A 14589-nucleotide genomic window follows, 5' to 3' on the forward strand; every position below is an offset into this window, starting at 1 on the left:
GTGCGCGCACCGTCGGCGACATCGATGGTTTTGGTTACGATAGCCGCCGGAGGGCGATAGATGAATCGGCAATCATGGATGGGCCTGGCCGGCGCGGCGTTGATCGGCACGGCCCTGATCGTGGGCTTGCGACCGGCGCCGGACCGGCCGCCACCACCCCCGCCCGGGCCGCCGCCGGTGCGCGTGGTGCTGCCCGGACGCCCCGGGCAGTCCGCCACGGTGACCGACTCTGATCAGGTGCGTGCGCCGGACGGGTCGACCTACAACTCGATCGACGTCGCCTACGCCCAGATGATGATCGCGCACCACGGCCAGGCCATCGCGATGGCCGGGCTGGCCCCCGACCGCGCCGCCAGCGCCGAGCTGCGCGCCCTGGCCGGCCGGATCAGCGCCGCCCAGCAACCCGAGGTCGCGGTGCTCCGCTCCTGGTTGCGGGACCGCGGGCAGCCCGAGACGGATCCCGGGCACGACCATGCGGGGATGCCCGGGATGCAGTCGGCGACCGCCGTGAGCGAACTGACGGCGGCCCGCGGCGCCGACTTCGACCGCCGCTTCGTGACCATGATGATCGCCCACCACCGCGGCGCCCAGCAGATGGCGGGCGACCTGCTCCGCGGTGGCGCCGACCAACGTCTGTCCGAAATGGCCAATGAGACGGCGGTCGAGCAGGGCAGCGAGATCAACCGCCTCGACGACCTGGGTCTGGCCTGAGACCCCGATCAAAACCCTGCTTCGGTACGGCCATGGCCACGCCCCGCCGCGGGCCCGCCGACGGGCGCGGGCCATGGCCGTACGGGAAAGGGGATTTCGGGGTTTAAAGGTACATTCCGCCGGAGGCCTCGATGCGCTGGCCGGTGATCCAGCCGGTGCCGTCGGCCAGCATGGCGGCGATGACCCCGGCGATCTCCTCCGGCTCGCCGACCCGGCCCAGAGCGATGACCTGGGCCAACCGGGAGCGGACCTGCTCGTTGTCGCGGAGCAGGCCGCCGGCGAAGTCGGTGGCCGACGGGCCCGGCGCGACCACGTTGGCCGTGATGCCGCGCGGGGCGACCTCCTTGGCCAGGTAACGGGTGAAGACCTCGACGGCACCCTTCATGGCCGCGTAGGCCGCGTAGCCGTCACCGGTGAAGCGGGCCAGGCCGGTGGAGATGTTGATGATCCGGCCGCCGTCGGCGATCAGCGGGAGCAGCTTCTGAGTCAGGAAGTACATGCCCCGCAAGTGCACGTTCATCAGCTGGTCGAAGGCGTCGACGGTGGTGTCGGCGATCGACGCGTGCACGCCGACGCCGGCGTTGTTGACCAGGAAGTCGAAGTCGTCGCGGCCGAACCGGTCGCGCAGCACCCGGCGCAGCTCGGTGACGAAGGCGTCGTAGCCGTCCAGGGCGCCGACGGTGAGTTCGAGCGGGACGGCGTCGATCTTCTCGCCGGGGTCGCCGCGGTGGGTGTAGATGACCTCGACGCCGGCGTCGATCAGGGCCAGGGCGGTGGCCCGGCCGAGTCCGCGGTTGCCGCCGGTGATCAGGGCGATTTTGGGCATGGTGATCCCCTCGAAGGTCGTGAGCTGGGGTTTTAGGAGACGGCGGCGAGCAGTTGGAGCTTCTCGTAGCTCTCGGAACCGGGGGCCGCGGTGAAGACGAGCAGGGTCTGTTCCTGCTCGGGGTCGGACAGGTTCTGGCACCACAGCTCGATCTCGCCGAGCTGCGGGTGGACCAGCGTCTTCTGGGCCACGTGGTAGACGCCGACCTGGTGCTGGTCCCAGATCTCGGCGAACTCGGGGCTGACCGCGAGCAGCGCCTTGACGATCTCGCCGGCCCGGCCGCCCGGGTCCACGGCATAGGCCCGCCGCAGGTTGGCCGTGAAGAACCGGCCGTGCTTCGGATAATCGCGCTCCGGGTAGACGCGCCGGCTCTCCGGATCGGTGAACCAGCGGTAGACCGTCGACCGGGCCAGCCCGGTGTAGCGGGTCTCGTCGCCGAACAGGGCCACCGCCGGTGGGGTCTGCCGCAGCGTCTCGCCGAACCGGGACAGCACCATGGCCGGGGTGTCGGTCATCCGGTCGACGATCCGCATCATGCCGGGGCTGATGTGATCGTCGCGCAGCGACCGCAACGGCGCCGGGTGCCCGCTGAGCCGGAACAGGTGATCCCGTTCCTCCAGGCTCAGGTGCAGGGCCCGGGCCAGCGCGGCGAGCATCTGGTCGGACGGCAGCGGGCCACGCTGCTGCTCGATCCGTCCGTAGTAGTCGGCCGACATGCCGGCCAGCGCCGCCACCTCCTCCCGCCGCAGGCCGCCGGTGCGCCGCCGTGGGCCGCGCGGCAGTCCGACGTCCTCCGGCTGCAGCGCCTCGCGGCGGGTCCGGAGGAAGTGGGCCAGTTGTTCCCGATCCATGAGCCAAGTCTGCCGCGACCGGACACCCGGATGAAGGCCGTCCTTATCCACGGATCGGTTATCCGGGGATAGACGCGTTTGCTCCCGCCTGAGACCCTGTGGGCCGCACACGAACAAACGGGAGACGGACACTTTCATGGGGAACGGATTCATCGAAGCCGCGCTGAGCTTCCCGACCGTTCTCCTCACTCCCCTGCTGATTCTCGTGGTCGGTTACTGGATCGTGGTGATCGCCGGCGGGGCCGACCCGGACGCCGGGCACGGTCACGGCGAGTTGCTCGGTGTCCCGGTTCCCGTTTTTCTTTCGCTGCTGGTGGCGCTGGCCTGGTTCGGCACTCTGGCCGGCAGCGAGTGGCATTTCTCGTTCCCGCTCTGGATCGTCCCGATCGTCGCCCTGGTGGCCGCCGCGATCATCACCCGGCTGATCGCGATTCCGCTGCGCAAACTGCTGCCGGACGGTCCGGACGCGTCGCGCGCCGATTTCGTCGGGCTCACCTGCGTCATTCGGACCGGGCGGGTGACCGGGACGTTCGGCCAGGCCGAGGTGCACGCGGCCGACGGCTCGTCGGCGATCATCCAGGTCCGCCAGGCCGGCCAGGACCCGTTGCCGGCCGGCACCGTCGCCCTCATCTACGACGTCGACCCCGAAGGCGAGTTCTTCTGGGTCGTTCCCGCTGATATCGCCAAGAAAGGCCTTTGATGGACGTTGTCTCCACCGGTTTCGGTGTGCTTATCGCCGTTGTCGTACTCATCGCGCTCGGCGTGCTGTTCTTCCTCAGCCGGATGTTCCGGAAAGTCGAACAGGGCAAGGCGTTGATCGTCTCCAAGGTGCGCCGCGTGGACGTCACCTTCACCGGCGCGGTGGTGCTTCCCGTTCTTCATAAAGCCGAGATCATGGATATCTCGGTCAAAACCATCGAGATTTCCCGTACGGGGCGTGAAGGCCTGATCTGTCAGGACAACATCCGTGCCGACATCCGGATCACGTTCTTCGTGCGGGTGAACAAGACCACCGAAGACGTGATCAAGGTGGCCCAGGCCATCGGCACCGCCCGCGCCAGCAGTGAGACGACCCTGCAGGAACTGTTCAGTGCCAAGTTCTCCGAGGCGCTGAAGACGGTCGGCAAGCAGCTCGACTTCGTCGACCTCTACACCAAGCGCAACGACTTCCGCGATCAGATCATCGAGGTCATCGGCACCGACCTGAACGGGTACAGCCTGGAGGACGCGGCGATCGACTTCCTGGAGCAGACCCCGGTCGGCTCGCTCGACCCGAAGAACATCCTGGACGCGCAGGGCATCCGCAAGATCACTGAGCTGACCGCGATCGAGGCGGTGCGCACCAACGACTTCCGGCGCAACGAGGAGAAGGAGATCACCCGCCAGGACGTGGACGCCCGCGAGGCCATCCTCGAACTGGAACGCCGCCGGACCGACGCGGAGATCAAGCAGCGCCGGGAGATCGAGACCATCCGGGCCCGCGAGGAGGCCGAGATCGCCCTGGCCCGGGCCGAGGAGACGCTCCGCTCGGAGACCGCCCGGATCAAGACCGAGCAGCAGCTCGGTGTGCAGACCGAGAACAAGAGCCGGGAGATCGCGGTCGCCGAGAAGAACCGCGAGCGGGTCATCGCGATCGAGACCGAGCGCATCGAGAAGGACCGGATGCTCGAGGTGATCGGCCGCCAGCGGGAGACCGAGCTGTCCACCATCGCCAAGGACAAGGAGGTCGAGACCGAGAAGCGGTCGATGGCCGAGGTGATCCGGGAGCGCATCGCGGTGGAGAAGACGGTCGCCGAGCAGGAGGAGAACATCAAGCGCCTCCGGGTCGTCGAGGAGGCCGAGCGGACCCGCCAGGCGGTCATCATCAACGCCGAGGCCGAGGCGCAGGAGTCGCTGGTCAAGGACATCAAGGCGGCCGAGGCCTCGGAGGCCGCGTCCAAGTTCAAGGCCCGCGAGCTGCTGCTGCTGGCCGAGTCCCGGCAGCAGGCGGCCGAGCTGGACGCCCGGGCCGCGATCCGGCTGGCCGAGGGCAAGCAGGCCGAGGCGGCGGCGTTCGGCCTGGCCGACGTCCAGGTCCGCGAGCGCAACGCCGAGGTGATCGAGAAGACCGGCCGGGCCGAGGCCGAGGTCATCGAGAAGACCGGGCTGGCCGAGGCCGCCGTCGAGCGGCAGAAGGCCATGGTCGCGGCCGAGGCGATCAAGGAGAAGCTGCTCGGCGAGGCGATCGGCCTGGAGCACAAGGCCGGCGCGATGGCCACGCTCGACGACGTCACCCGCGCGCACGAGGAGTACCGCCTGCGGCTGGAGATGGAGAAGGAGATCCGGCTGGCCGGCATCACCGTGCACAAGGAGATCGCCGAGGCGCAGGCCATGGTGGTCGCGGCCGGGCTGGAGAAGGCGAACATCGACATCGTCGGCGGCGACTCGGTCTTCTTCGACAAGCTGGTCGGCTCGATCACGCTGGGCAAGAGCATCGACGGATTCGTCGAGCACAGCACGGTCGTCCAGGGTGTCGGCGCCCGCTACCTGAACGGCGAGGGCGAGCTGGCCGAGGACCTGCACAAGCTGGCCTCCGCGGTGTCGACCGCCGACGTGGCCAACCTGAGCGTGGCCGCGGCCGTGGCGAGCCAGCTGAAGAAGGACCAGGCTGAGTGACCGAATCGAACATCGACGCCGGCACCTACGAGGTGCTGCGGGCCCGGCTCGGCGCCAAGGCGCGTGAGCTGGCCGAGCGGGCCGAGGCGCTGAACGGGCGCCGGGTCGAGGTCTTCGGCGCCCAGCAGACCGAGTTGCTGGGCTCCGAACGGATCCGCACCGGCAACAACTGTGTGCCGGCCGACATCGCGCCGGCCGGGGAGGCGCTGCTGTTCGGCGCCAACGCGTTCCTCGGGATGAAGGCCGAGACCGCGGTGGACGACGTGTTCACCGTGGTCGACCGGAAGTTCCAGCCGGCCCAGGCGCCCGGGCTGCTCGACGACCCGGGTTTCCGGCGCGACTTCGCCGAGCTGTACCGGTACTACAAGGAGACCCGGCTGCGGCAGTTGCGCCGGGTCGAGGGGCTGCTGCTGGCGATCTTCCAGACCGGGGCGCGGGCCGACGACCTGAAGGTGCTGCGCTGGCGGGTCGGCGTCGACGGGGCGGTGGCGTACCAGGACGCGCGGGGCGAGCGGGACCACGTGCTGCCGCCGACCCACGACTTCACCTGGACCGTCACCACCCGGGAGCAGCACGTCCTCGGGCGGCACCCGCACGTCTCGATCGAGGACGAGGTGTTCGTCGAGGCGGTCGGCGGGACGCTGACGGTCAAGGTGGAGAACAACACCGAGGACGGCGAGGGCATCTACTCGGAGCCCGTCGACGAGCCGCTGCAGAGTCTGGCCGATGCCGAGATCGCGTACGCCCGGGTCGGGCCTTTGATCTTGTTGAGGGTCCTGCCCTATCAGGAGACCGTGCAGCGGTATCTGGTCTTCAACACCCGGACCCGGGACGTGCGGCGTCTCGACGGGATCGGGCAGGCCTGCCGGCGGTTGCCGGAGGACCAGGGCGTGATCTTCCCCGGCGGGTACTACCTGGCCACCGGGGTCGCCAAGACGTTCGACCAGGACACCACCGGGCTGGCCTTCGAGCGCGTGGTCCGGTCGGTCAACGGCGAGGACGTGCTGCACGTCTTCCACGACGCCGGGTCGGGGCGGTACCTGCTGCTGCCCTACAACGTGATCCGCAAGGAGGTGGCGACGCCGATCGCCGGCCACGGCTACGCGATCTTCGACGACGGCGCCCTGGTCGTGCTGCGCAGCCCCGGCGACGAGCCGACGCGCGTGCACCCGGTGCAGGTGTGGCAGACGTCGTACGTGTCGGACGCGCACGCCGCGGCCCAGCCCGCCGGAACCGGGCCGCTCGACCGGATCGGCAACGCCGACCTGGTCCGGGGCATCGCCGACGCGCTGTCGGTGACCCGGATGGTCGACGAGATGTCCGCGGCCGGCCCGGTCTTCGAGGCGATCATCGCGGCCTGCACGCGGGCCTTCGACACCTATCACTGGCTGAGCGATCCCGAGCTGGAGAACCTGGCCGAGCCGCTGTCCGAGGTGCGGGCCGCGGCCACCCAGGTGCTCGACGAGTTCGCGTCCGTGCAGGCGCTGACCCAGCAGGCCGAACAGGCGCTGGCCGACGCCGAGGCGGCCGCGGTGACGCTGATCCGCCGGTCCGAGGCCGAGGCGCCGACCACCACCGGCGGCTGGGTGTCGCGGCTGGCCGAGCTGCGCCGGGAACGCGGCAAGCTGGCCGGGCTGCGGGAGATGCGCTACGCCGACGTGGCCCGGCTCGACGGGATCGCCGACTCCCTGGTCACCGCGACCGACGAGACGGCCCGGCGCGCGGTCGAGTTCCTGCGCCGGCCGGACGCGTTCGCCGACTACCAGACCGGCGTCGAGGAGCTGGCCACGCAGGCCACGGCCATCGCCACGGTGGCCGAGGCGGAACCGGTGGCGATGCGGATCGGCGAACAGTCCGACGGGTTGCAGGTGGTCACCGAGGTGGTCGGCGGGCTGGACATCGCCGACGCGACCGTGCGGGTGTCCATTCTGGAACGCATCGGCACGGTGCTGGGCGGGCTCAACCGGGCCCGGGCCACCCTGGACGCCCGCCGCCGGGAACTCGCCGCGGTCGAGGGGCGGGCCGCGTTCGCCGCCGAGTTCGCGCTCTTCGGGCAGTCGGTGTCGGCCGCCCTGGCCGCCGCCGACACCCCGGAACGCTGCGACGAGCACCTGGCCCGGCTGATGGCCCAGGTGGAGACCCTGGAGACCAGGTTCGGCGACGTCGACGACTTCGGCGAGCGGCTGGCCGCCAAACGCACCGAGGTGTACGAGGCGATCGCCGGCCGCCGGCAGGCCCTGCTCGACGAGCGGGCCCGCCGGGCCGACCGGCTGGCCGAATCGGCCCGGCGGATCCTGGACGCGGTGCACCGGCGGATCACCACGCTCGGGGACCCGGACGAGGTCAACACGTACTTCGCCACCGACCCGATGGTGGCCAAGGTCCGGACCGTCGCCGACGAACTGCGCGCCGCCGGGGACACGGTCCGGGCCGAGGAACTGGAAGGACGGCTCAAGGCGGCCCGGCAGGAGGCCGGGCGGGCGCTGCGGGACCGGCTCGACCTGTTCGACGAGGGCGGGATCCGGCTCGGGCGGCACACGTTCGCCGTCAACGGGCAGGCGATCGACCTGACGCTGGTGCCGCAGGACGGCGGGTTGGCCTACGCGATCACCGGCACCGATTACCGGGCGGCGATCACCGATCCGGCGTTCGCGCTGACCCGGGAGTTCTGGGATCAGCCGCTGATCTCGGAGTTCCCCGGGCTGTACCGGGCCGAGCATCTGGCGGCGGCGATCCTCGCGGCCGATCCGGCCGCCGCGGCCGCCGCCCAGGTGGACGGGACGCTGCGGGATCTGGTGCGGCGGGCGGCCGAGGAAAGGTACGACGAGGGGTACGAACGCGGGGTGCACGACGCCGACGCGACGGTGATCCTGGACGCGCTGCTGCGGTTGCACGCGTCGGCCGGGTTGCTGCGGTTCGACGCGTCGACTCGGGCCGAGGCGCAGCTGTTCTGGGCATTCGGGACGACCGAGGAGCAGCGCAAGCTGTGGACGCTGCGGGCGTCGTCGCTGATCCGGGCCCGGGAGTTGTTCGGGTCGGCCGGGGCGGCCCTTGACGAGTTACGGGCCGAGCTGGACACGGCGGCGGGTTCGGTCGTCGGGGAGTATCTGGTCGAGGAGTTGGCCTCGGCTCCTTCGGGTTTCGCCACCAGTGCCGGAGCACGGACTCTGCTCGATCGATTCCATCGGGAGCTGGGTGGGGTTCGGTTCGCTGATGACCTCCGGGCTCTGGAGTCGGATCTTGCCGCCCGGCGGCAGCTCGCCCTTGCGTGGCTTGATGCATTTTTGGCAGCAAAGCCCGACGCTGGCGACAAGTCGGATTTGGCGGAAGCGGCGGCGATCGAGCTGACCTCGCTGACGCGGTACGACGTCTCGGCGGCCACCAGCGAGACGGTGTCGGGGCTGCTCGGAGTGCATCCGCGGATCACCGATGGACGGTTGACGGTCCGGCTCGACGCGCTCCTACCGGCCGCCCGAGATTTCCGGAACATCCGGATGCCGGCGTATCGCGCCTACCAGAAGCAGCGCGCCGCCCTGGCCGCGACCGAAAAGGATCGGCTGCGCCTGGGCGAGTTCAAGCCGCAGGTGATGACCACGTTCGTCCGCAACCGGCTGCTCGACGACGTCTACCTGCCGCTGATCGGCGACAACCTGGCCCGGCAGATCGGCGCGGCCGGCGACGGCAAACGCACCGACCGCTCCGGCCTGCTCCTGCTGATCTCCCCGCCCGGCTACGGCAAGACGACCCTGATGGAGTACGTCGCCGACCGGCTCGGCCTGGTCTTCGTCAAGGTCAACGGGCCCGCCCTGGGCCACGGCGTGACCTCGCTCGACCCGGCCGACGCGCCCGACGCCACCGCGCGACAGGAGGTGGAGAAGATCTCGCTCGCGCTCGAGATGGGCAACAACGTGCTGCTCTACCTCGACGACATCCAGCACACCAACCCCGAACTGCTGCAGAAGTTCATCTCCCTGTGCGACGCGCAGAGGCGCATGGAGGGCGTCTGGAACGGACGGACACGGACGTACGACCTGCGGGGCAAACGGTTCGCGGTGTGTATGGCCGGGAACCCGTACACGGAAAGCGGTCGTCGTTTTCGCGTCCCCGACATGCTCGCCAACCGGGCCGACGTGTGGAACCTCGGTGACGTGCTGGCCGGGCGTGAAGACCTGTTCGAGCTGTCCTATCTGGAGAACGCACTGACCGCCAACACCGTGCTGGCGCCGCTGGCCGCCCGCGACTCGGCCGACCTGCCGCTGCTGCTGCGGCTGGCCGAAGGGGACGAGACGGCTCGGGCCGATCGGCTGTCCTACCCGTACTCGGCGGCCGAGCTCGAACAGATCCTGGCCGTGCTGCGCAAGATGAAACGGGCGCAGCGGGTCGTGCTGCGGGTCAACCAGGCCTACATCGCCTCGGCCGCCCAGGCCGACTCCAGCCGGACCGAGCCGCCGTTCAAACTGCAGGGCTCCTACCGGAACATGAACAAGCTGGCCGAGCGGATCGTGCCGGCGATGAACGACGACGAGCTGGAGCAGGTGCTCGACGACCACTACCTGGGCGAGGCCCAGACACTCACCGGGGGCGCCGAGGCCAACCTGCTCAAGCTGGCCGAACTTCGCGGGCGGCTCGACCCGGCCCGGGCCGGACGCTGGGCCGAGGTCAAGGCCGGGTATCTGCGGGAGCAGGCGCTCGGTGGGAGCGAGGCCGATCCGATGGTACGGGCGGCCGGGGCGGTCGCGCTGGTGGCCGACCGGGTCGCCGGCGTGGAGGCGGCGATCGGCCGGCTCGCCCGCCCGGCCGCCAATTAGCTATTCGGACATTTCACCCGATGTCCGGATGGAGGGGGTTCAGGCCTTCAGCGCGGTGGCGACCTGGCCGGCCTGTCCGGCCAGGGCGTTGAACCCGGCGTCGCTGATCTTCTGATCGTCGTGCAGGTCGGCCAGCTTGTCGGCGAAGTCGCCCAGCCGGTCGACCGCCTCCTCGGTGTCGTTCTTGCGCACCGACTCGGCGATCTTGCGCAGCCGCTGGTTCAGCGAACGGGCATCGTCCCGCTCCATCTGCCTGTTCCGCACCAGCACGCCGAGCTCGCGCTGCATCTGGCCCAGCACCTGGGTGACCTTGACCGGCGCGGTCACGACCGGCGGCTTGGTGGTCGGCTTGCTCGTCGGCGGCCTGCTGGACGGCGTGACGGTCGACTCCTCCAACGCCTCGATGCTCTGCGTCTGGATCACCTGCACCGGCGCGGACGTGGCGGCCACCGGCGCCTGGTTGTCGTCGCCGCCCGAACCGGACAACGCCCAGTAGCCGATGGCGAGCACCAGGAACACGCCGGCCGCGCCGAGCACGATCAGGCGCAGCCGATTGGCGCGCCGATACTTGTCGTGCTGGGGCACGGTCGGCAGGACGGTCGTCGGCCAGTGCGGCGACGACGGCCGGGGATCATGCATGTCGGACACGGCCGACATCATGCCCTCTTCACAGAAAGACCGGCAATCCCTCCAGCGCCCGCAGCAGCAGACCGGACCGCCACGTCAGCTCGCCGGGCGGGACGGCCAGCCGCAAGCCGGGGTGCCGATCGAACAGCGCGGTGAACGCGACCTGTGCCTCCAACCGGGCCAGCGGGGCGCCCAGACAGTAGTGAAGACCGTGCCCGAAGGCCAGGTGACCGGGGCTCTGCACCCGGTCCAGCCGCAGCTCGTCGGCGTCGGTGAACTGATCGCCGTCCCGATTCGCCGACAGCAGGCCGATGATCACCGGCTCACCGGCCCGGATGGTCGCGTCGCCGAACTCCACGTCCTCGGTGGCGACCCGGAACGTGGACGTCTTGAGCGGACCCTCGTACCGAAGGAATTCCTCGATGGCGCTCGGCAGCAGCTCCCGGTCGGCGCGCAGCCGCTCCCACTGCGTGCGGTCGCGCAGCAGCAGGTAGGCACCGTTGCCGATCAGGTTGACGGTGGTCTCGTGCCCGGCCACCAGGAGCAGGAAGACCATCGAGGAGAGCTCGTCCTCGGTCAGCCGGTCCTCGGCGTCGCGCACCTGGATCAGGCCGGACAGCAGATCGTCGCCGGGTGATTTTCGTCGCTCAGCCAGCAGCGCGTGGATGTAACCGACCATCGCTTCGAGCGCCGGGGCCAGCTTCGCACCGGCCGCCGAACCGGCGACCACCGCGTCCGACCACTCACGGAAGTCGTCCCGGTCCTCCGGCGGAAGGCCGAGCAGCTCACAGATGACCTGGATGGGCAGCGGGAACGCGAAATCGTCGACCAGATCGGCCCGCTCCCGGCCCTCCAGCCCGTCGAGCAGATCGGTGGCGATCCGCTCGATCCGCGGGCGCAACGCCTCGATCCGGCGGGCGGTGAACGCGGCCGAGACCAGGCGACGCAGACGAGTGTGATCCGGCGGATCCACCGCCAGCATGTGCCGGGAGATCGCGGCGCCGATGGCCGCGGGCATCGCCGCGGCACCGGCCGTCCGGGAACCGCCGACCGGCGCGCCCTGCGGTGCCGGGGTGGTCCGCTTGGACAGGCGTGGATCGGTCAGGGCCCGGCGGGCATCCTCGTAACGCGTCACGATCCAGGCCTGCGTGCCGCTCGGCAGCACCGCGCGGCGGATCGGGCCGGTGCGGCGCCAATCCGCGTACAGCCCGTGAGGGTCGTCCTGAAACGCCTGGTCACCCAGGTCCACGATCTCCTGCGTCATCGGTCCTCCCCGAATGCCGGAATCGAGTACCGACAATACCGTCATTCGGGCGGACAGATCGGGCAGTCGGGCATTGATCTCCACCCGGCTCTCCACCCGTGGATGGCGGCGCTCCACCCGGCCCGAAACCTAACTTCAGAGGCATGAATCTTGCCACCGCGCTCCTGGTCATCGTCGTCATCGTCTACGCCATGGTCCGTCGGTTCCTCGGGGAGCCGCTGTCCGCACGCAGGCTGATCCTGCTTCCGCTGTTGCTTTCCGCGTACGGCGTTTATCAGGTCGCCCAGACCGATCTCGTCCACCGGGGCGCCGACCTGACCGCGCTGTTCCTGGGCGGGGTGCTCGCCATCGCCGGCGGGGCACTGCGCGGCCGGACCGTGCGGGTGTTCGTGCGGGACGGGCACGTCTGGTACCGCTACACCTGGGCCACCATCGCCGTCTGGGGTGGGCTGATCGCGCTGCGGCTCGGCCAGGCCGCGGCCGCCGTCGCCATCGGGGCCGACCGGCCGGTGCTGACCGCGTCCCTGGTGCTCTCGCTGGGGCTCAGCTTCCTCGGCGAGGGGGCCGTGGTGGGGCCGCGGGCGATGGCGACCGGGGCGCCGTTCGCGCCGCGGCGGCGGGAGCGGGTTGTGGCCGGGCGGTGACCATGACTCCGGCCGTTCCGATCACGCCTGGTCCGACTTCGATCGCTCCTGCTTCCGATCCGATCGGTCCTGCCCTTGCGGGGGTGACCACGGACACCGCGCCGGTCGACGCTGACACCGTGGTGACACCGATCGTTCGGCAGACTGATCCCGTGTTCACCGTCGACCGGTCCCGGTTGCTGCTCGTGTGGCGCCGGGCCCGCAACCTGATCGTCCTGGTCGTCATCACCGTGGCGATGCTTCAGGACAACCCGCTCGGCCCGGCCCTGGTGGCCGGGCTGGTGGTCGGCGGGCTGGGCTGGGTCGTGCTGGCCCTGCGGGTGCTGCCGCCGAGGCAGCACCTGGTCGCGGTCGGTGTCACCGTCGCGACGTCGCTGTGGCTGATCGCGGTGGCCGGGCCCGGGCTGGCCCCGATCTACCTGATCGTCGGGCTGGCCAGCAGCGCCGCCGTGCTCGGCCTGATCACCACCGGCGTGCTCACCGGCGTCGCCCTGATCGCCCTGATCGTGGCCCTGGCCGCGCACGACGTGGCGGCGCCCTCGATCGCGGTCTGGTGCGGCGTCACCATCGTGGTCACGCTGCTGGTCCTGCTACGCCGCCAGCGGGACGCCGGCGCCCGGCAGGAGAAGCTGCTCGCCGACGAGCAGGCCCGGGCGGCGGCCCTGGCCGAGCGGGCCCGGCTGGCCCGGGAGATCCACGACGTGCTGGCCCACTCCCTGTCGGCGCTGTCGGTGCAGCTGGAGACCGCCGCCGCCCTGCTCGAACGGGACCGGACGGCCGACGCCGCCCGGCTGATCGACCGCGCCGGGACACTGGCCCGCGACGGCCTCACCGAGACCCGCCGGGCGGTGAGCGCGCTGCGCGGCGACCCGCTGCCGGTGCCGGAACTCGTCGGCGAGCTGACCGCGGGCTACGGGCGGGATCTGGACGCACCGGCCACGTTCACGGTCGACGGCGAGCCGCGGGAGCTGGACGCGGAGACCGGGCTGGCGCTGTTCCGGGCCGCTCAGGAGGCGTTGAGCAACGTGCGCAAGCACGCGCCGGGGAGCGCGGTCGAGACCCACCTGGCGTTCGAGGCCGGGGTGGTCGCCCTGCGCGTCCGCAACCATGGTCCGGCCGGGCCGCCGGTGTCCGGGCTGTCCAGCGGTTATGGATTGATCGGGCTGCGGGAGCGGGCCGAGCTGGCCGGCGGCACGGTCACGGTCGGCCCCGACGACGACGGCTGGCTGGTCGACCTCAGGCTGCCCGGATGAGTCGCGCGCGGGCGGATCCGCGCTCTCGCACGGCGCAGGGCCCGGCGCGGGTGATTCGGTGGCGTGCGCCTCGACGATCCCGTGGCGCGGACAATTCGGCGGCTCACGGCTCACGGCTCACGGCTCGACGATCCGGCGGCGCGGGCCATCCGGCGGCTCGCGGCTCGGTGTGGGCGGACGGGGTGAGGGTGTGGGGCGCGGGAGTGGGCTGATGGGTGTCAGGATCGGCGGGTGAGCATCCGGGTGGTGGTGGCCGATGATCAGACGGTGGTCCGGGAAGGGCTGGCGGTGATGCTGAGCCTGCTCGACGACGTGGAGGTGGTCGGTGAGGCGGCCGACGGGGACCAGGCGCTGGAACTGGTCGGCCGGGAGCGGCCGGACGTGGTGCTGATGGACCTGCGCATGCCGCGGCGCGACGGGGTGGAGGCGACCGCGCTGATCAAGGCCCGGTTCCCGGAGACGCGGGTGGTGGTGCTGACCACGTTCGCCGATGACGAGCACATCCTCGGGGCGTTGCGGGCCGGCGCGGTGGGTTACCTGACCAAGGACGCCGGCCGGGTGCAGATCGCCCAGGCGGTGCGGGCGGCGGCGATCGGGCAGGGCGTTCTCGATCCGCAGGTGCAGCAGCGGCTGCTGGCCGCGGCGTCCGGGGGCGGGCCGGTGGCCGCGCCCGCGGGTCCGGGCGAGCCCGGGCTGCCGGACGGGTTGACCGCGCGGGAGGCCGAGGTGCTGCGACTGATCGCGGCCGGACTGTCCAACAAGGAGATAGCGAAGCGGCTCTACGTCACCGAGGTCACCGTGAAGTCGCACGTGAACCGGTTGTTCGCCAAGGCCGGGGTGCGGGACCGGGCCCAGGCCGTGCGGTATGCGTACCAGCACGGCCTGAGCGCTTGATCCACGCTCCGCAGCCGACCGGGCCGCGGCTTTCCGACGCGACCGGCTTTTGAGGC

The 14589-nt window shown here is 70.9% G+C and carries 11 protein-coding genes; 7 read left to right on the forward strand and 4 right to left on the reverse strand.

What is annotated here, in order from left to right:
* Positions 1-60 precede the first annotated feature (60 nt).
* The gene (locus ACSHV8_RS35575; protein WP_436523089.1) at positions 61-711 is read left to right on the forward strand and encodes a DUF305 domain-containing protein; all 651 of its coding nucleotides are present in this window, start codon (positions 61-63) and stop codon (positions 709-711) included.
* A gap of 103 nt (positions 712-814) precedes the next feature.
* Here ACSHV8_RS35575 and ACSHV8_RS35580 read toward each other — a convergent pair whose 3' ends face one another.
* Together ACSHV8_RS35580 and ACSHV8_RS35585 are read right to left on the reverse strand one after the other, a co-directional pair.
* Positions 815-1537, reverse strand: coding sequence for an SDR family NAD(P)-dependent oxidoreductase (locus ACSHV8_RS35580; RefSeq protein WP_436523091.1), 723 nt, complete (start codon positions 1535-1537; stop codon positions 815-817).
* 32 nt (positions 1538-1569) lie between these two features.
* The gene (locus tag ACSHV8_RS35585; RefSeq protein ID WP_436523093.1) at positions 1570-2388 is read right to left on the reverse strand and encodes a helix-turn-helix transcriptional regulator; all 819 of its coding nucleotides are present in this window, start codon (positions 2386-2388) and stop codon (positions 1570-1572) included.
* A 136-nt stretch (positions 2389-2524) separates the two neighbouring features.
* Between ACSHV8_RS35585 and ACSHV8_RS35590 the strand changes: the two genes are divergently transcribed.
* Genes ACSHV8_RS35590 through ACSHV8_RS35600 form a run of 3 tightly spaced genes read left to right on the forward strand, consistent with a single transcriptional unit; the run spans position 2525 to position 9851 of the window.
* Entirely contained in the window at positions 2525-3088 is a 564-nt protein-coding gene (locus ACSHV8_RS35590; protein ID WP_436523095.1) for a hypothetical protein, read from the forward strand.
* A complete protein-coding gene (locus ACSHV8_RS35595; RefSeq protein WP_436523096.1) occupies positions 3088-5043 on the forward strand; it encodes a flotillin family protein in 1956 nt (651 codons plus the stop codon). Before ACSHV8_RS35590 ends, ACSHV8_RS35595 begins: the two co-directional genes overlap by 1 nt.
* Complete coding sequence (locus tag ACSHV8_RS35600) at positions 5040-9851, forward strand: DNA repair ATPase (protein ID WP_436523098.1); 4812 nt, start codon at positions 5040-5042, stop codon at positions 9849-9851. The genes ACSHV8_RS35595 and ACSHV8_RS35600 overlap by 4 nt, the downstream gene beginning before the upstream one ends.
* 39 nt (positions 9852-9890) lie before the next feature.
* On the opposite strand, the gene ACSHV8_RS35605 is transcribed toward ACSHV8_RS35600, so the two are convergent.
* Both ACSHV8_RS35605 and ACSHV8_RS35610 read right to left on the reverse strand, forming a co-directional pair.
* Positions 9891-10490, reverse strand: coding sequence for an FIMAH domain-containing protein (locus ACSHV8_RS35605; protein WP_436537074.1), 600 nt, complete (start codon positions 10488-10490; stop codon positions 9891-9893).
* 28 nt (positions 10491-10518) lie between these two features.
* Positions 10519-11742 carry a cytochrome P450 family protein gene (locus ACSHV8_RS35610; protein ID WP_436523100.1) on the reverse strand — a complete coding sequence of 408 codons (1224 nt, stop codon included), beginning with the start codon at positions 11740-11742 and terminating at the stop codon, positions 10519-10521.
* A 143-nt stretch (positions 11743-11885) separates the two neighbouring features.
* Here ACSHV8_RS35610 and ACSHV8_RS35615 point away from each other — a divergent pair, with 143 nt between their 5' ends.
* From ACSHV8_RS35615 to ACSHV8_RS35625, 3 genes are all read left to right on the forward strand, one after another.
* A complete protein-coding gene (locus ACSHV8_RS35615) occupies positions 11886-12386 on the forward strand; it encodes a hypothetical protein (RefSeq protein ID WP_436523102.1) in 501 nt (166 codons plus the stop codon).
* Between the two features lie 152 nt (positions 12387-12538).
* Positions 12539-13639, forward strand: coding sequence for a sensor histidine kinase (locus tag ACSHV8_RS35620; RefSeq protein WP_436523104.1), 1101 nt, complete (start codon positions 12539-12541; stop codon positions 13637-13639).
* 231 nt (positions 13640-13870) lie between these two features.
* Positions 13871-14533: a response regulator gene (locus ACSHV8_RS35625; RefSeq protein WP_436523106.1), complete on the forward strand. Its 663-nt coding sequence runs from the start codon at positions 13871-13873 to the stop codon at positions 14531-14533.
* Positions 14534-14589: the final 56 nt, after the last annotated feature.

This window comes from Actinoplanes sp. HUAS TT8, from assembly GCF_051380535.1.
Lineage (GTDB): Bacteria > Actinomycetota > Actinomycetes > Mycobacteriales > Micromonosporaceae > Actinoplanes.

Coding starts and splice junctions, on each gene's coding strand:
- ACSHV8_RS35590 (WP_436523095.1), top strand. CDS start 2,525: ATGGGGAACGGATTCATCGAAGCCGCGCTGAGCTTCCCGACCGTTCTC.
- ACSHV8_RS35585 (WP_436523093.1), bottom strand. CDS start 2,388: ATGGATCGGGAACAACTGGCCCACTTCCTCCGGACCCGCCGCGAGGCG.
- ACSHV8_RS35605 (WP_436537074.1), bottom strand. CDS start 10,490: ATGCATGATCCCCGGCCGTCGTCGCCGCACTGGCCGACGACCGTCCTG.
- ACSHV8_RS35595 (WP_436523096.1), top strand. CDS start 3,088: ATGGACGTTGTCTCCACCGGTTTCGGTGTGCTTATCGCCGTTGTCGTA.
- ACSHV8_RS35610 (WP_436523100.1), bottom strand. CDS start 11,742: ATGACGCAGGAGATCGTGGACCTGGGTGACCAGGCGTTTCAGGACGAC.
- ACSHV8_RS35615 (WP_436523102.1), top strand. CDS start 11,886: ATGAATCTTGCCACCGCGCTCCTGGTCATCGTCGTCATCGTCTACGCC.
- ACSHV8_RS35580 (WP_436523091.1), bottom strand. CDS start 1,537: ATGCCCAAAATCGCCCTGATCACCGGCGGCAACCGCGGACTCGGCCGG.
- ACSHV8_RS35575 (WP_436523089.1), top strand. CDS start 61: ATGAATCGGCAATCATGGATGGGCCTGGCCGGCGCGGCGTTGATCGGC.